Annotated in this window: 17 protein-coding genes and 1 tRNA gene; 9 read left to right on the top strand and 9 right to left on the bottom strand. The window is 29.6% G+C overall.

The window, feature by feature from the left end:
* The first annotated feature begins 4 nt into the window (after positions 1-4).
* Complete coding sequence (locus tag HOH73_01560; GenBank protein ID MBT5827551.1) at positions 5-1,258, top strand: divalent metal cation transporter; 1,254 nt, start codon at positions 5-7, stop codon at positions 1,256-1,258.
* On the opposite strand, the gene rsmA is transcribed toward HOH73_01560, so the two are convergent.
* Together rsmA and HOH73_01550 are read right to left on the bottom strand one after the other, a co-directional pair.
* Positions 1,242-2,039: a ribosomal RNA small subunit methyltransferase A gene (gene rsmA / locus HOH73_01555; GenBank protein MBT5827550.1), complete on the bottom strand. Its 798-nt coding sequence runs from the start codon at positions 2,037-2,039 to the stop codon at positions 1,242-1,244. The genes HOH73_01560 and rsmA overlap by 17 nt on opposite strands.
* Positions 2,026-2,961 (bottom strand): hypothetical protein, encoded by a 936-nt coding sequence (locus HOH73_01550; protein MBT5827549.1) that lies wholly within the window; start codon positions 2,959-2,961, stop codon positions 2,026-2,028. Before HOH73_01550 ends, rsmA begins: the two co-directional genes overlap by 14 nt.
* 82 nt (positions 2,962-3,043) lie before the next feature.
* On the opposite strand from HOH73_01550, the gene HOH73_01545 reads away from it, so the two are divergent.
* Positions 3,044-3,119 (top strand) — tRNA-Lys (locus HOH73_01545).
* 49 nt (positions 3,120-3,168) lie between these two features.
* On the opposite strand, the gene HOH73_01540 is transcribed toward HOH73_01545, so the two are convergent.
* Genes HOH73_01540 through lpxK form a run of 3 tightly spaced genes read right to left on the bottom strand, consistent with a single transcriptional unit; the run spans position 3,169 to position 6,134 of the window.
* Positions 3,169-4,293 (bottom strand): DNA recombination protein RmuC, encoded by a 1,125-nt coding sequence (locus HOH73_01540; GenBank protein ID MBT5827548.1) that lies wholly within the window; start codon positions 4,291-4,293, stop codon positions 3,169-3,171.
* A 10-nt stretch (positions 4,294-4,303) separates the two neighbouring features.
* On the bottom strand, positions 4,304-5,179 hold the full coding sequence (locus tag HOH73_01535; GenBank protein ID MBT5827547.1) for a lysophospholipid acyltransferase family protein: 876 nt from the start codon (positions 5,177-5,179) through the stop codon (positions 4,304-4,306).
* Positions 5,151-6,134, bottom strand: a complete 984-nt coding sequence (gene lpxK / locus HOH73_01530; GenBank protein MBT5827546.1) for a tetraacyldisaccharide 4'-kinase — start codon at positions 6,132-6,134, stop codon at positions 5,151-5,153. Before lpxK ends, HOH73_01535 begins: the two co-directional genes overlap by 29 nt.
* A 60-nt stretch (positions 6,135-6,194) precedes the next feature.
* Between lpxK and rpmH the strand changes: the two genes are divergently transcribed.
* The 6 genes from rpmH to HOH73_01500 all read left to right on the top strand — a co-directional run bounded on the left by rpmH (position 6,195) and on the right by HOH73_01500 (position 10,743).
* Positions 6,195-6,329, top strand: coding sequence for a 50S ribosomal protein L34 (gene rpmH, locus HOH73_01525; protein MBT5827545.1), 135 nt, complete (start codon positions 6,195-6,197; stop codon positions 6,327-6,329).
* Positions 6,329-6,691, top strand: coding sequence for a ribonuclease P protein component (rnpA, locus tag HOH73_01520; protein MBT5827544.1), 363 nt, complete (start codon positions 6,329-6,331; stop codon positions 6,689-6,691). The genes rpmH and rnpA overlap by 1 nt, the downstream gene beginning before the upstream one ends.
* Before the next feature lie 9 nt (positions 6,692-6,700).
* Entirely contained in the window at positions 6,701-8,377 is a 1,677-nt protein-coding gene (gene yidC / locus HOH73_01515; protein MBT5827543.1) for a membrane protein insertase YidC, read from the top strand.
* Between the two features lie 5 nt (positions 8,378-8,382).
* Complete coding sequence (locus tag HOH73_01510) at positions 8,383-8,985, top strand: YihA family ribosome biogenesis GTP-binding protein (protein ID MBT5827542.1); 603 nt, start codon at positions 8,383-8,385, stop codon at positions 8,983-8,985.
* 38 nt (positions 8,986-9,023) lie between these two features.
* Positions 9,024-9,929 (top strand): acetylglutamate kinase, encoded by a 906-nt coding sequence (argB, locus tag HOH73_01505; protein ID MBT5827541.1) that lies wholly within the window; start codon positions 9,024-9,026, stop codon positions 9,927-9,929.
* A gap of 70 nt (positions 9,930-9,999) precedes the next feature.
* Positions 10,000-10,743, top strand: coding sequence for a hypothetical protein (locus HOH73_01500; protein ID MBT5827540.1), 744 nt, complete (start codon positions 10,000-10,002; stop codon positions 10,741-10,743).
* 134 nt (positions 10,744-10,877) lie between these two features.
* Here the strand turns inward: HOH73_01500 and HOH73_01495 are convergent, their stop codons facing one another.
* From HOH73_01495 to HOH73_01480, 4 genes are all read right to left on the bottom strand, one after another.
* Positions 10,878-11,711 carry a rod shape-determining protein MreC gene (locus HOH73_01495; GenBank protein ID MBT5827539.1) on the bottom strand — a complete coding sequence of 278 codons (834 nt, stop codon included), beginning with the start codon at positions 11,709-11,711 and terminating at the stop codon, positions 10,878-10,880.
* A 29-nt stretch (positions 11,712-11,740) separates the two neighbouring features.
* Positions 11,741-12,784: a rod shape-determining protein gene (locus HOH73_01490; GenBank protein ID MBT5827538.1), complete on the bottom strand. Its 1,044-nt coding sequence runs from the start codon at positions 12,782-12,784 to the stop codon at positions 11,741-11,743.
* 144 nt (positions 12,785-12,928) lie between these two features.
* Positions 12,929-13,276, bottom strand: coding sequence for a DUF2610 domain-containing protein (locus tag HOH73_01485; protein ID MBT5827537.1), 348 nt, complete (start codon positions 13,274-13,276; stop codon positions 12,929-12,931).
* Between the two features lies 1 nt (position 13,277).
* Positions 13,278-14,498 (bottom strand): FAD-dependent oxidoreductase, encoded by a 1,221-nt coding sequence (locus HOH73_01480; GenBank protein ID MBT5827536.1) that lies wholly within the window; start codon positions 14,496-14,498, stop codon positions 13,278-13,280.
* A 76-nt stretch (positions 14,499-14,574) separates the two neighbouring features.
* Here HOH73_01480 and dnaE point away from each other — a divergent pair, with 76 nt between their 5' ends.
* On the top strand, positions 14,575-17,964 hold the full coding sequence (gene dnaE, locus HOH73_01475; protein ID MBT5827535.1) for a DNA polymerase III subunit alpha: 3,390 nt from the start codon (positions 14,575-14,577) through the stop codon (positions 17,962-17,964).
* The last annotated feature ends 28 nt before the right edge of the window (positions 17,965-17,992 follow it).

Here is a 17,992-nt window from a genome sequence, read left to right as displayed (position 1 = left end):
ATTGATGCGCATTAGTAATTTTTTTAATTCCCTAGGCCCTGGAATTTTATTAGCTGCAACCGCTATAGGAGTTTCTCATCTTGTACAATCCGTTCAAGCTGGAGCTAAATATGGTTTATTATTTATTCTATTTATAATTATTGCCCATGTAACAAAATATCCATTCTTCGAAATTGCTCCAAGATATAGCTCTGTTACCAAAAGAAGTTTATTACATGGATATAATAAATTAAACAAAAACTATCTGATTATATATTTGCTTATAACTCTAATTTCAATATTCACTTTTTTATCTGCTGTTACTGTAGTTGCAGCCGGTATCTTTGCCAATGTTTTTAAAATTGGTTTAGATATAAAATCTAGCTCAATTATAGTGTTGTTATTTTGTTATATTATCTTAGTACTTGGCAAATATAAGCTGTTAGATAAAGGAATTAAATATATTATTTTATTATTAACTTTAAGCTCCATAATAGCTTTGATATTAGCCTTTACTAGCTCTGAAATTGCTTTAAAAAAAACAGTGCCAAGTTTCAGCTTTAGCAACAAGCTTGATATCATCTTTTTAATAGGATTTCTAGGCTGGATGCCGGCTCCCTTAGATTGTGCTATATGGAACTCTATATGGATTACTGAAAAAAACAAAAACCAGAATGGCGAAACTTCCTATAAAAAATCTTTAATTGATTTTAGAACAGGATTTTTTACTACTGCATTTTTAGGAGTGATATTTTTGTTATTAGGTTATATTATGTTTTATGGAACAGATAACATCTTACCAAATAAAAGCATCGATTTTGTTTCCACTTTATTAGAGTTATATACAAAAAGCTTGGGATCCTGGTCCTATTACTTAATTGGTCTTACCGCTTTTATTACAATGTTCTCAACCGTGATTACATGTGTAGATGGTTACCCCAGAACTATTACAAAATCTTTAAAACTATTGTTTTTTGAAAATAAAAACAAAATATGCAATGAAGAAAAACTATATGTATATATACTAACAATTTCTGTGCTATTTACTGGATTAACAATATTGTTTTTTGTTAGCAATATGATGAAATTAATTATGGTAGCGACTGTAATTTCTTTTTTAACAACTCCTATTATAGCAATATTAAATTTACGCTTAATTTCAGATAAAAGTTACCCTGCTAAATATAGGCCAAGAAAAGCTTTTTTTTATTTTAGTTACTTATGCTTAGCTATTTTATTGACCTTAACAATTTGGTTTATCTTTACTCAATTAAATTAGCTAGATAATGGAACTCTTTTAAAGTTAATTGCTCCGGTCTTAAGTTTAGATCTACATCTAAATTTTTTAAATTATAACCCTTTAATATAGTACTAACTTTTTTTCTACGCTTTGAAAATAATATTCCTGTTAATTTTTCTAATTGCTTTGCACTAATGCCATTTTCTATTTTATTGTGATATTTAAAATGTAAAATTGCTGAGTTTACCTTAGGTGCGGGTGAGAAAGCATTAGGGCTTACATTCAGCACTTTTTTTATATCATAATAGCTCTGTGCTAATATTGATAAACGACCATAATTTTTACTGTTTGGCTTGGCAATAATTCGTTCGGCTACTTCTTTTTGGAACATAAGGAGCATTTGCTTAATATTATCACTCATACATGTTTTAACTAAAAATGGCGTACTAATATTATAAGGTAAATTTGAAATGATAGCTAGATTGTTGCTAAATTTTGTGAAATCTATTTTTAAAGCATCTAAAAAGAATATTTCTATTTGTTTTTGATACTCATCTTGTAAATCAACAAATAATTTTTCAAATTTGCGATCTAATTCCACTAAGTTAAGTTTTTTGGGATTTAGAGATAATATAGCTCTAGTTAAAGCTAATGGCCCAGGACCTATTTCAATAATCTCATATTCTTTAATATCCTCAAAAAAAGATATTATTTTGAAAGTTAAACTTTGGTTTATGATAAAATTTTGCCCAAATTTTTTTTCTGGCCTAAGATTATAGCTTTTTATAATCTCATTAGTAGTGGAATCAAATAGAGCCATTTATTTTATATTCGGTAAATGTAGATCTTTTGGCGTTATCTATATAAGACTCTGCTGCAGCTTCTAACTTTTTTAAAAAGAGTTTTCGATAAATTTCATCCCTAGCTTTAGTATTATCTGGCTTCACTAAATTTTTCCTAACATCTTCTAATAGTACTAAATAATATTTATCTTCTGCCTTTACAGGCTTTGATAATTCTCCTTTTTTAAGCAGTGGAATATATTGCCTTATTTCTTCATCTAATTCATTTAACTTTTTCCATATAGGCTGCTTAAGATTAACATCAGAGGATGAAAAATCTTTTATCACTTCATCAAAGTTATTTGTATTATTTGCAACATCTTGATAAATTTTATTCATTATTTGTTCTAATTCATAAATGCTTACATTTTCTTTTATTGGAAACTCTAATATTTTTAATAAATATTCATTCTCACCCAAATTATTTTCTTCACTTAGATAATCTTCTATTTCGAAGTCATTTATTTTTACTTTTGCTTTAATTTTTCCAATAATGATATTTTGCCAGGCAAGCTCCGCTTTTATTTGGTCTTTGATAGAATCTGTGTCTATGTCTAAAGCTGCTAGATTATTTTCAAATGATGTCACATTGAAATTACTTTGTTCGATCATTTTAGTGTAAGAATTTTTAATCTGAGTGGCTGCGGGTAATAGATTGCTTTTTCTTGCTTCGGTTAAATAAATTTTTTCTGTAACCAAAACATCTAGCAACTGGTTTTTGAGGGCGAAGAGATTTTGTCCGGAAAAAGATCTGCCAGAGGTTAACGAAATAACCTTGATTCTCTGTTCTAAATCATAATTTGTTATTATCTCATCACCAATGATTGCCAGAATTTTATATTCTTTAGCTTGTAAATTGTGAGATAAAAAAAAGATTAATAAAAATATTCTTATAAACATGCTAAATATACTAATCATATTTTATATAAAAACAAACCTTTCTATTGACTTTTAATTAGATAAAGTTAAAAAATAAGGCCATGGGCGCTTAGCTCAGTTGGTAGAGCAACTGACTTTTAATCAGCAGGTCCAGGGTTCGAATCCCTGAGCGCCCACCATAACTTTCCTTCACTTGATAATACTAAGTCAAACTATCTTACAGTTTTTCTATTCATCTATAAGATTTTCTGGTATTTTTTTTGAGGTTTTTGCACCAAGAGCTTTTATTTTCTCCAATTTACTTATTACATTTCCACGCCCTGTAGATATTTTCTGCATAGCATCATTATAAGATTTATCTGCAATTCTAAGAGATCTACCTACTTTCTCCATATCTTCTAAAAAACTTATAAATTTATCATATAATGCTCCACTTAGCTGCCCTATATTTTTTGCATTCTTATTTTGCTTCTCTTGACGCCACAATGCTACAATAATTTTTAGAGTAGAATGTAGAGTTGATGGACTTACTATTAATATCTTCCTTTCCCAAGCATACCAAAACAACTCTTCATCTTCTTGAATAGCTAACAAATAAGATGATTCTATAGGTATAAACATCAGAATAAAGTCTAATGTATTATGCTTTACTGAGGTTTGATAACTTTTTTCTGACAATTGGTTAATATGTCTTCTGATAGATTTTATATGCTCTTTTAGAAATAATTCTTTTTTTATGACATCCTCCTCATTAACATGAAGTTCATATGACTTTAGCGATAGTTTTGCATCTATTATGACATGTTTCTGCTCTGGCAAATAAATAATCACATCTGGCTGAATTCTATCACCATTAACATTATTTGTGGTTTCTTGAACCTCGTATTCCGCTCCTTTTTTTAGACCTGATTTTTCCAGTATAGATTCAAGGATCATCTCGCCCCAATTACCCTGAATTTTATTATTACCTTTTAATGCCGTAGTTAAATTCAAAGCCTCCTGGCTTAATTTTACATTAAGCTCCCCCAAGCTTTTAAGCTCTTCTCTTAAAGATATTTTATCCCTTAACTCTTTATCATAGCATTCTGAGATTTTCTTCTCTAATGCATTTATTTTATCCCGGAAAGGAGTAATTACTTTTTCCATTTCTAAATTATTTTTGTATAATAGATTTTTATTACCCCCATCTAATACTTCATTTGAAATTAGCTTGAACTCTTTAAGTAACTGCTCTTTTATTTCAGATTTTGTTTCATATTGATATTTATAAATAGCTAATTTTTTACTTAAAATCAAATATACAACAAGGCCACCTAAAGCAGCACCTATAAATAATAATGTTACCTCTTCCATATACTAAATATTAACCCCATCTGTTATGAACCCAAAACCACTGTCCAGGGTTTCTCTTTATCCATTTTTCTAGAATTTTATTTAACTTTTGTAATATTTGCTTATCTGTTTTATGCTCTATAGATTCAGCTGTTATTGGCTTTTCAACAATAAACTCAAAATCTCCATTTTTTAACCTTTCAACATGAGCAGGCACAAGTGAGACTTTATATTTTTTAGCTATATTTACAATAAAAGTCGAAGAAAAGGCTTTTTTGCCAAAAAAACTAACCTTTACTCCCTTACGATATTTTTGATCTATCAAAATACCTCCAGATTCTCCAGCTTTAATAGCTTTTACAAAAGATATGGAGCCTACCCTACTCTTTGGGTGCAATGATACATTTAAGTTTGTTTTTCTAGCAAGATTAACTTTTTTATCGATATAAGAATTATTAGCGGGTCTGTAAATACCATTCATTTTAAAACCTTCTATAGCCAAAATTAAGCTAGATAACTCCCAATTACTATAATGAGCTGTAAAAAAGATTACATTTTTATTTTGTCTCAACAGCTCCTCTAAATATACCTTACCCTTTATGTTTACTTTTTTTCTTATCTCATTAGGTTTCATTTTAGCAAAATGCGCATATTCTGAGAAATTCCTACCTAAATTCTCCCAAGATTCTTGTCTGATTTTATTAATTTGCACTTTACTATGATTGGGAAATACCATTTCCAGATTTTTTTTAGCTATTTTGTTAGCACCAAATAAATGAGATAATGAAGCAAGCAAAAAAGAAGCTAAATTTCCTGATAAACGGTAAGGCAAGAGAGCAAAAATGAATAAAAAATATTTAAATAAAAAATACTCACATTTATGCTGTATCTTTTTTAATTGCTGCATCAAATAACCTGTAAAATTTATTTTCGTTTTCTACTTTTAGCTCAATTTCGAATTCCAAAACTGAATCTCTAAATTTAGCTGGTATTTTAACATAATCTTTACTAGTTGTCACAAGATTTAATTTGTTTCTTTTAGCTATTGCTCTTAAATTAACCAAGTCTTGCTCTGTATAAAAATAATGATCAGAAAATTCTTGGGTCAAAGGCACATTATAACCCTTATCTTTCAACAAATTAAAAAATTTTTGATTATTTGCCAGGGCAGAAAAAGCTAAATAATTGTGATTTTTTGCTAATGTAGTTTTAGCTTCATAAATAGCATTAATAACAATATTTCTATAATTATCCAGAAACCTAGGTGGGGATTCTTTGCCTATATATATTATTATTTTAGCTTCCCTTAAAGCAGAGTTAACGGTTTGCCTTAATGGGCCAGCTGGCATTAAGAAGCCATTACCATTATTAATTTTAGCATCAATAACTAAAATTTTTAGATCATGCCTTATAGTTAAATTTTGAAAACCATCATCCAAAATAATTAAATCTAACTTTTTTTTTGCAATTAAACTTACTGCATCCTTACGATTTTTGGCAATACATACTTGACCATGCTTAAGCAGCAAGAGAGCTTCATCTCCTGTTTCTTGTACAAAATTATGCCGATCTATAAAACGAGGCCCAGTTAAAGAACCTTTATAACCCTTACTTAGGAAACATGAATTAAAACCCTTTTGGTCTAACAATTGTTTAATTTTTATTGCAGTTGGTGTTTTACCAGCTCCACCCACATTAAAATTACCAATAGTTATCGTGTATGCTGGTAGTTTTGTTTTTTTTATAATGGCTTTTCTAACTAGCAAAACTAAGTAGTAAATAAAAGCTAATGGCAAGTTTAACCATAAAAAAACATTTAGTTTGGAGCATTTATTCCAAAATTTTGGCTGCTTTAAATTCATTGACTACTAAGTAAAATAGCTTATATAATATGCTAACTTAATTTTTTTAAAAGACTTAAAATGAAAAGAACTTATCAACCTAGTAAATTAGTTAGAAAAAGAAGACATGGTTTCAGAGCAAGAATGGCGAGCCTAGGGGGAAGAAGAGTTCTTGCAAATAGAAGAGCAAAAGGCCGCAAAAAACTTTGCGCTTAGTGTGTAGTAAGAGTTTTGTTACAATAAAAAAAAGAGCAGATTACTTAACAGTCTCAAAAAACTGCAAAAGCTATAAAACTAAGCTTTTTTTTTTCAAAATAGCATCAAAGTCAATCCTTAAGCAAGATCATACAGCGCCAGTAATTGGTATTACAATTACTAAAAAGGTAGGAAAAGCAGTTTCACGGAATAAAATAAAAAGAAGAATTAAAGCAATATTTAATGAACTTGATTTTAGCACAGAAGAGTCTAACTACATATATAGTTTTTATGCCAGAAATCACATTATGCAGGCAAATTATTCCGAACTAAAAAAAGACGTAAATAAAATCATTAAGAATCTAAACAAACATATAACTTAAAATTTAATTATGAGTGAAACAAAAAATCTAATTATCGCTGTAATATTATCAGTATTAGTAATCATATTATGGGAATCATTTAAGCCAAAAAGAGCCATCACTGAAAGGAGCCAAACAGAAAATATAAAGTCTAACCTAGATGAAAAAATCATAAAAAGTGACATTCCAATAAAATTAGATAAGCCAGAAAAAATTATTGCACAAAATATCTTTTTTGAAAACGAAAAAATAGAAGGTAATATCAATTTAAAATCTTTGCGCTTTAACGAGCTCTATTTAAAAAAATACGATCTAAGCAAAGACTCTGTTGAAAAAGTTGATTTATTACAATCTAAAGATCCAGAAAACACCTATTTTACTGAATTTAGCTGGAAAATATCTAACATGGGAAGCGCTAGCAATGATCTAGTATGGAAATTAATTTCTGGTGATAAATTAACACCAAACAGCCCTATAAAATTATTATGGAGATCAAATAATAACTTAATAGAGATAGTAAGGACATTATCCGTAGATAATAATTATATGTTCAAAATAAATGATACAGTTAAAAATAATGCTAATTATGACATTAAGCTTAACCAATATGGTTTAATCAACAAAACTATGGCTGAAGTTGAAAAGCAATTTTTTATATTACATGAAGGACCAATTGGTGTTTTTAATAACGCTTTACATGAAACAAAATTTAATAAATTAATAAAAAAAGGCAAAGAAAGCTTTTCTAGTACTAAAGGTTGGGCTGGTATTTCAGATAAATATTGGCTTACAGCTATTATACCAGATAAAAAGCAAAATTTTAACTATCGTTTTACTTCTTATTTAAAAAACAACACGCATAAGTTCCAAGTTGATATGCAAGGTGACGACGTAGTTGTGGCCGCCGGTGAAACCTACAATAGCAGTAGTTTGCTTTTTTCCGGCGCAAAGGAGATTTCATTAATTGATAAATATGAAACTCAACATGAAATAATTTTATTTGATAGAGCCATAGATTTTGGTATTCTCTATTTTTTAACAAAGCCAATCTACCTTATGCTCAAGGCATTTTATACAATCTTTAGTAATTTTGGTGTAGCAATCATTGCTCTTACTATTTCTATTAGGATTCTTATGTATCCACTTGCTAGTAAGTCATTTAGAGAAATCTCCAAAATCAAAAATATTCAACCTGAACTTCTTAAATTAAGGGAAAAATATGGCGCAGATAAAATGAGAATGCAAAGAGAAGTTATGTCTTTATATAAAGCTCACAAAATAAAACCAATGATGGGTTGTTTACCTGTGTTAGTACAAGTTTTTGTCTTTTTTGCATTATATAAAGTTTTATTTGTAACTATAGATATGCGACATGCCGAATTCTTTGGCTGGATTACCGACTTAACTGAACCTGATCCTACATGTTTATTCAACTTATTTGGTTTATTACCACTTAATATAGACGCGCCATTTGGCATTTGGCCTTGTTTGTTATGCATTACTATGATTTTACAACAAAAACTAAATCCATCTCCAGCTGACCCAATGCAGGCTAAAATGATGAAATTTTTACCATATATATTTTTAATTTTATTTGCATCATTTCCAGCAGGTCTAGTTATATATTGGACTTTTAATAATGGGTTTTCTATTATTCAACAATATATTATTAGTAAACAAACTCAAAAAACTCTCAACAAGGTTTAGTAAAAATGCAGGATTATTTTGAAGGTAATTTTTCTCTTCAATATTGCGCCCATAATAAGAAGCAGTTAAAAAACAATAATGTTAGAGAAGTAGCCTTCTTTGGCCGTTCTAATGTTGGTAAATCGAGCTTATTAAATAATATATGCAACAATAGGAACTTAGCTAAAACCTCAAAAACTCCTGGTAGAACCGCTTCTATAAATTTTTTTATCAATCATAAGAAAAACCTCTTAATTGCTGATTTGCCAGGTTATGGTTTTGCCAAGAATAGTAGAGAAAGTGGCTCCTGGGGAGCTTTAGTCTCTTATTACTTATCCACAACGCAGAATCTTAAATTAGCGTTTATACTTATAGATATAAGACGTGGCTTAATGGAAATAGATTTTCAGCTAATTGAAATTTTTAAAAGCTACAATATCGATTTTGCCTTAATTTTGACTAAGTCAGATAAATTAACTAGCAAAGAACAAGAAAATATTTATAATATGATAGGTGAACAATTAAGTAATTCTATTAATTTCACTTCCAATATAGTGACTATCTCTAATTTAAAAAAAACAGGAATCTCTGAACTAAAAAAATATATAAATAAAGTATTATGGAAATAATTGATTTTAGCAAAAAAAAACAAGAAAAAGAAGATAAAATAAAAACTAACAGCAAAATAGATTCTTTATTTTTGAATAAAGCTGTAACTTTATCTGAAGCATTACCTTATATCAAAAAATTTGCAGGCGAAATTTTTGTGATTAAGTTTGGAGGAAATGCAATGGGCAATAAAAAAATTGTTGAGGAATTTGCTAAAGATATAGTTTTATTAAAAAAAATCGGTATCAATCCAATAGTAGTGCATGGCGGAGGGCCGCAAATTGGCGATATGTTAAATAAACTAAAAATTCAAAGTAAATTTATAGATGGCTTAAGGGTAACTGATCATGAAACTGTTAATATTGTAGAAATGGTTCTAAGTGGTTCTATAAACAAGGATCTTGTTACTGCTATTAATAAGCAAGGTGGCTTAGCTATAGGACTATCTGGCAAAGATGCTAATTTAATTGAGGCAAAAAAATTACGTCGCACAAAGAAAGATAGTAATTCCAATATAGAGAAAATTTTAGATTTAGGTTTTGTAGGGGAGCCAACTCAAATAAATCCAGAAATTTTCATTTCATTAGATGATTCAGACATTATACCTGTTATAGCTCCAATTGGTATTGGCAAAAATGGAGAAACATATAATATAAATGCGGATACAGTTGCAGGTAAAATTGCCGAATCTGTAAATGCTTGTAAATTAATTATGTTAACAGATGTAGATGGCCTTTTGGATAAAGAAGGTCATTTGGTATCTAAAGTTACAGATCAAGAGATATCTTCTTTAACTAAAAAGAAAGTTATTAGTGGGGGGATGATACCTAAGACTATCACTTGTGTAAATGCAGTTGAAAATGGAGTGGAATCTGCCCATATTTTAAATGGCACAGTGCCACATATATTACTTGTTGAAGTTTTCACAGAAACTGGTGCAGGTACCATGATTCAAGCGGAATAGAGCTTAAGTAATCTAGCATTTGCATTGATTACATAAATATGCTAATATTTATAAAATTTTAGCAATAAAAATGAAGCAAAAAAGAAAATTACATATTGAGGAGCTAGATTCTTTTGAGATTTTTGATTTTCTTGATAAAAGCAAAGAAATAGAACATTTACCTAAGAAAACATACTTATATCCTAAAAAAGAGTATAGGAAAACAAACCTTTTAAGTATAATCAAAAAAAATAATGCTTTGATCAATGAACTGGATGAATATTTAGAGTATAGCAGGCAGCATATAAATAAGTTGGCTTTTAGTGCTCAAATATTAGAGCAGGATCTGCAATTTTTGTTCCTCATAGATAAAGACAATTATCACACAGCGCTAGAGATAGAACATAAAAATAAGAGAGATAGATTAGCAACAAAATATCATACTGTAGAAGATTATGATTACTTAAGCCAATTAGCAGAAGAGACCAGTTTAGCTTCAATAATTGATGATCTAGGATTATACAACGAACAGCAATTAATAGACTTATTAAGCAACTCTGTATCAATCTTACAGCTTAGCAGAAACCAAATTTTAAGTGAAAAACTAAAAATGGATAATTTTACAACTAAAATTAAAGAGCTACAAGATAACATAAAATGGTATAGTGATATATATAAACTTGATAGAGATGCAGATGAAATAGCGCAAATTAGTTTTTTAGAGCAAGAAAATCACCTCTTAAGAGAAAAATTGCAAATTAGAGAGGGGCAATCATGGGTTACTTTAGTATCTAAAGATGAAGATAATAGAGAGCTAAATTCACTAAGCTTTTAATATTGATTTTGTTTCTTTTTTTAATTCTAATCTTTATGTTAACTTTTATGCAATTAGCGCAAAATAAGAATATATTAAAAATAAATTAATAATAATGTGAAAAATTTTTTTACTAAAATTTCATTATTTAAAAGTTAATTTTTAACACTTAATATCTTTACAAAATCTAATTTATAGAAATCAACAAAAGGCTTAATCGTAATTTCATTATTACCATTTAATATGATTGTACCAATTGGTATATTAGCTGGGTATATTTTTCCATCTCCCGAAGTAAATATTACTTCATTATTTTTAAGCTGATGGTTTTTTCTTAAATATTTTAAGCCAAGCGATTTATTACCACCCCCTATTAATATAGCCTTCTCACCACTATTTGCTGTATAAATAGGAATTTTGGATTGGTAATCACTGAGTAAAATAACATGAGCATAACTTTCAAAACTATTTAATACCCTACCCACTAAACCATTACCAGTTACTATTGCTTGTCCTTTAAGCACACCACTATTTTTACCTTTATTAATTATTGAAACTCTTTCCATCGATTTATCAATATTTAGATATAACTTTGCTATTTGATAGTCTATGTAGCTTGAGTCACGAAAATTTAGCAGCTCTTTTAAATGTAAATTTTCCTCTTCTAAATACAGCATTGAAAATATTTTTGTTTTTAGCACTTTATTGTTAATTTTCAGCAATTTATTTTCTGACCTTAAATTTGCTAACTCAACATATGTTTGCTTTAACCCAAGCACAAAATCTGCAGGTGTAGAAATAAGCATAAAAATAGGTGCCGTATTTTTAAGAAAGAAATTCTTTAAGGTGTCGTTAAGTTTATTATTAGATTTTGTCGCAATTACTAACAAAATGGAAAATGACAAAAATATTTGCAAGCTATTATCTCTTACAAAATGTATTATTTGCCCTAATGTACTAACATTACTAATGCGAATTTGACTAGACATTTATATTGCTAACCAAGGTAATAAAAATATTATTCCTGCCTAAATAACACATGTTTATATTTGTCATGATTTTCTAAGGCTTTTCCAGTTCCCGCTACTACACATAATAAAGAGTTCTCTGCGACAAAAACTGGTAAGTTTGTTGCCTTTCTTAGAACAAAATCTAGATTTTTGAGTAATCCGCCTCCTCCAGTTAAGACAATACCTTGATCAACTATATCCGATGACAATTCTGGTGGTGTAGACTCTAAAGCTGCTTTTGCCGCATCTACAATTTGTGAGATAGGCTCTACCAATGCTTCTGCTATGTGAAATTCATTAAGACTCATTTCTTTAGGAACTCCATTTACTAGATCTCTTCCTTTTATTTCCATAACTTTGCCCTTACCATCCTCTGGTGCATAAGCAACTCCTACTGTTTTTTTAATTCGCTCTGCCGTAGTTTCACCTATTAGTAAATTATGATTTCTTCTTACATACGAAATAATTGCCTGGTCCATTTTATCTCCTCCTACCCTAATTGATCTGGAGTAAACTATACCACCAAGAGAAACCACTGCTATTTCTGTAGTACCACCACCTATATCTATTACCATTGAACCAGTGGGTTCGGTTACAGGTAAGTCCGCACCGATTGCAGCAGCCATAGGTTCTTCTATTAAATAAACAGGATTACCTCCTGCGTTTTCCGCTGCTTCTTGAATAGCTCTTCTATCCACTGGAGTAGAGCCAGATGGAACGCATACTATAACCATGGGGCTTCTTAAAGTTCTGTGATTATTTACAGTATTAATAAAATGCTTGATCATTTCTTCTGTAAATTTAAAATCTGCTATTACGCCATCTTTTAATGGTCTTCTTGCATCAATTTTTGCAGGAGTTTTACCAAGCATAAGCTTTGCTTCATGCCCGAAAACCATTTGTCCACTATCTTGAATTTTAGCAACTACTGAAGGCTCATTTAAAACAATGCCTTTACCTTTTACATAAACAAGTGTGTTAGCAGTACCCAAATCAATGGCTATATCATCTGCTGTGAATAAATTGAAAGGATTTAATAGCTTTTTTAACATAATATATTTACTGAAATTTCAAGAATATTAATGTAAATAATTAATGAATTTATAAATTAAAGTCTAGTTAAAATAATGATTATTCAACTAATTAATTCATATCGACAAATTTTGCTATAATTTACTAGTCTAAGAAGCTGCTAATTATTCATTGTTCTCAAGAATTGCCTTTTCCTTACTTAATTGCTCATCTATTATTTTATCTTTGTTTTCTAGCAATTCATCTGTCAAATCCGTTTCTTCTTCTTCAGTATTTGCAGAGTTAATAGCAAATTCACATAAATCTTCAAAAGGAACTTTGTTTTGTAACGATAATTCATGAATACGAGAGAAACTATCCATTACATTTGGGGATACACTTCCTCCTCTTTCACTTGATAACCAATGTGATTGATTCTGAATCGGATGATTATCTGCTTTTGGATTACCAACATAAAAACCAACATCTTGTGTTTGGCCGTTAAACTGACATGGTAAATTAAGTTTTTTCATGTTATATGTTAAATCTGTTCGCTTTAAGAAAGTGATTTTTATTATCGTCTTTTTCTAAAATTTCTTCAAGTAAAATTTTTCCACTCCCAGCTGCAAGAGTCCAGCCTAAATTTGCATGAGCTAAATTATAATATAAATTATGATATATATTGGATTGCCCAATAATAGGATAGCCATCTCTACTGACTGGTCTAAAGCCATGCCATATTTCTGGATCTGGAAAAGGTTTTAATAATTTTGTGCCAATAATTGTCTTTATAAAAACTTTCTTTCTTTTTGCTAACCTATATCTCGAATAACCTAAAAAATCATAGAGTCCTGCAACTCTCATTTGATTATTTAAGTTCGTAAATACTAGTTTGCGATCACAATCAATTACTGGATATTTCAATTTTTGATTATTTATATTAATACTATAACCTCTCGCTTCTATCAATGGAGATTTTAAAGAACATAAGCTAAATAAATCTTCATGACTTGCACCTGTTGCGAATATAACTTTATCAAAGAAGATTTTCTTACTTTCTTTTAATGTTACAGCTATAATTTTATTACGCTCTTTAATAAAGGCTGTTGGCTTCTCTGTCGCTAAATATTTAAAACCATCATATTCTTTACACTTATTAAATAACTTACTAGCGAAATCTCTTGCGTCACCTGATTGATCACCCTTAAACAAGATTGCTCCCACAATATTATCTAAATTTATATCTGGATAAATCTTACTTAGCTCACGCTTACTTAAAATGTGACATTCTTGAAGATTCTGATTTTTTACAAAGCTCTCAACTTTTTTATAATGCACCTTATTACGGTAAATTTGGACTGTAGATGAATTCTGTAGCTTTGTGTAACCTATTTTGTTAGCTAGACGATTTAGCTCTTTTTTACTTTTGTTAGCAAAGTCATATAAGTCACTATTATATTTAGCCTTATAATTTTTCTCTAAAGTTCTAAACCAATTGAAATATTTAAGAAACATAGAGATTCTTAAGTTCATTTGATAATTTGGCTTAAAAATCATTTTGCATAAAATTGGAATACTTACAATATGGTTAATTGCAAAACTGTGAGAATAGCTTAATTGCCCTCCATTTTGAAATGAAGCACCCAAGCAAGGCTCTTTCTCTTTATCTATTAAAGTTACTGAAAAACCCTTTTCTAAAAGCTGATAAGCTGATGTAAGCCCCACAATACCAGAGCCAATAATTAAGATATGCAAAAGATAAGTTTATTTTTATTTTATTTTTCTTTTTATAGTATAAATTTCAGATAATTCAAGAATTTACACAATTAGCATGGCCAAATTCATTCATTTAAGAGCTATTAGTAGTTATTCCCTATGTTACGGAGCCATGCCTATTACACAAATTATAAATCTTTGTAAGAAATTTAAAATTCCTGCAGCTACTATCAGCGACCGTGGAAATTTATTTGGCCTTTTAGAATTTTCTTTAGCTGCTATAAAAGAAGGTATTCAGCCTATTCCATCGGTTTCGCTAAAAGTAAAATTTGCAGCAGATAAATTTGATCAAATTTTATTAATTGCAAAAAATGAAACTGGTTACAAAAATTTACTTAAATTAGTGAGCTTATCATATTTAGAAAGTGCTGATCAGCATTTAAACTCAATAGATATAGTGTTATTGGAGAAATTAGCTAAAGATTTAATTATTCTAGCTGGTTATCGTGAAGGCCTTTTATATCAAGCGGCCAAAAACAAACAAACTAAAGAAGCAGAAAAAATTATAAAATTTTATAATAAGCTAGATAGTGAGCTATATATAGAGTTATCAAGATTAGGTTACAAAAATGAAAATATCGCTGAAGCAGGATTACTTTCTTTTGCACAAACATTAAATATACCAATCGTTGCAACTAATGATGTTAAATATTCAGATTTAGAGCTGCATAATGCTCAAGATGTTTTATCTTGTATTGCTACTAATCAATATATTGATGACCCTAATAGAGAAGCTAAAACTAAAGAGCATTATTTTAAATCTCAAGAAGCAATGCAAGAGCTTTTCAAAGATTTACCTGAGGCCATTAACAATACTATTTTAATTGCAAAGAAATGTTCTTTTTTTGCTACCACATCAGAACCTTCCCTGCCACATTTTAGTGTAAAAGAAAGTAGTGAAATAGAAGAACTAAAATTACAAGCGCAAAATGGCTTAGCTGAGAGGCTTTTAAGTCATAATATTCCAGCTAAAAAACATCCCAAATATCAGCAAAGGCTTACTTATGAGTTAGATATAATTATCAAAATGGGTTTCCCTGGATATTTTTTAATTGTATCTGACTTTATAAAATGGAGCAAAAGCAATAACATACCAGTTGGGCCAGGTAGAGGAAGTGGAGCTGGTTCAATGGTTGCTTTTGTTATGAAGATAACTGATTTAGACCCTTTAGAATTTGGTCTGCTTTTTGAAAGATTCTTAAACCCTGAGAGAGTCTCGATGCCTGATTTTGATATTGATTTTTGTCAAGAAAGAAGGGAGGAAGTAATTAATTACGTCAGAGAAAAATATGGTAAAGATCGTGTTGCACAGATTATTACTTTCGGAAAATTACAGGCAAAAGCTGTATTAAAAGATGTAGGAAGAGTTCTACAAATGCCTTATCATCAGGTTGACAGAATTTCTAAAATGATACCTTTTAACCCTGTAAATCCTGTTACACTTAAAAAAGCTATTGAAATGGATCCCTTGCTCGAGCAAGAGAGAAAAAATGACGCTCAAATTGCCAAATTGCTAGATTTGGGGCTTAAGTTAGAAGGTTTGCATAGACATGCTTCTACCCATGCAGCTGGAGTTGTCATAGCAAACCAAAATCTACTAGACCTTATCCCCTTATATAAAGACTCTAAGTCTGATATGCCTGTTGTACAATATTCAATGAAATATACTGAATTGTCAGGTTTGGTAAAATTTGATTTTTTAGGTCTAAAAACCTTAACTGTCATCGCAAAATGCATAGAGTTAATTGAAAATCAAAATTTAAAGCTTAATATCGATAATATACCTTTAAATGATCCCAAGACTTTTAAAATGCTAAGTTTGGGTCATACTATTGGTGTATTTCAACTAGAAAGTGCAGGTATGAGAGACTGCCTAAAAAAAATGGTTCCTGATAGAATTGAAGAATTAATCGCTTTAATTTCTTTATACCGTCCAGGTCCAATGGATAATATTCCTAAATACATTGCAACAAAGCATGGTAAAGCAGAAGCAGAATATCCGCACCCACTTTTAGAAGATTGTTTAAAAGAGACCTTTGGGGTAATTATTTATCAAGAACAAGTTATGCAAATAGCACAAATTCTTGCAGGGTATAGCTTAGGAGAAGCAGATCTTCTGAGGCGCGCCATGGGGAAAAAAATCAAAGCAGAGATGGATGCGCAAAGACAAATATTTGTTAAAGGGGCAATAGCAAATAATATTACCAAACATAAAGCATCTGAAATATTTGATTTGGTTGCTAAATTTGCTGGCTATGGCTTTAACAAATCTCATGCTGCAGCATATGCTTTAATTGGTTATCAAACTGCATATTTAAAAGCAAATTTTGCAGTAGAATTTATAACTGCTACTTTAAATTTGGAATATAACGACACTGATAAATTAAACCTTTTTATTCAGGAAGCAAAAAATCTTAACATAGAAATTTTACCTCCTGATATTAATTTATCATCCGCATTATTTTCTGTTGAACTAAAGAATGGCATTAAATCAATAAGATATGGCTTAGCTGCCCTAAAATCAGTAGGAAAAGCTATTATTGATGAATTAGTCATAAAAAGAGGTAATAAAAATTTCACCAATATCTTGGATCTGATCAAAAGATGTGGCAGCAAAATAATACAAAAAAGGCAATTAGAAAGCCTTATAAAATCTGGTAGTCTGGATAATTTGGAAATTAATCGGGCTAAGCTAATTAATTCTCTGGAGTATATTATAAAGCTGACACAAAATTACGAAATAGAAAAAAATTCAAACCAACAAGCTTTATTTAGTGACGATATAGATACGAATATTAGCTTTTCTATAGAAAATTGCGAATTTTTCAACGCTAAAGAAAAACTACAAAATGAATTTGACGCTTTTGGATTCTACTTAACAGAGCATCCATTAGAGAGGTTTCTACCTATCTTAAAGAATCAAAATATTACAACCTCTGCAGAAATAGCAAAATCAACGGAAAAAACCAAAGAAATCATTATTTCTGGCGTAATTATTAGCTACAAACAAAGATCAGGTAAAAAAGGTAGGTTCCTAACACTTAATTTATCTGATCAATATGGCGTTATAGATATTTCTATATTTGATGAAGAGTTAATTTCTAAATATCGTGATATAATTTTTAATGGAAATACCATAGTAATTTCAGCAAGCTTAAAAAATGACGATAATGGCACTAGAGTTATCGCCAACAAAATGGTTACCATTGATGTTTTTTTGAAAGACAAACATCAAACTCTTAAAATAAAACTTTATAACCTTGCAGAAATTGAACAATTAAATCATCAAATTTCATTAAATAAAGGAGATTACCCAATTAAATTTCTATTAGAATTTAACTGGCAACAAAAGAACTTCATTATTGACACTAATCAGACACTTATGCTAAATCATGCCATAATAGATAAACTTAGTGAAAAGCTGGAAAAAACTAATTTAAATTAAATTTAAAATTTAATTTAAAAAAAAAGCA

The organism is Alphaproteobacteria bacterium (assembly GCA_018667735.1).
Classification (GTDB): Bacteria; Pseudomonadota; Alphaproteobacteria; order Rickettsiales; family JABIRX01; genus JABIRX01.
The sequence above is the reverse complement of the archived record's forward strand: the minus strand, read 5'-3'. Positions and strand labels throughout refer to the sequence as shown.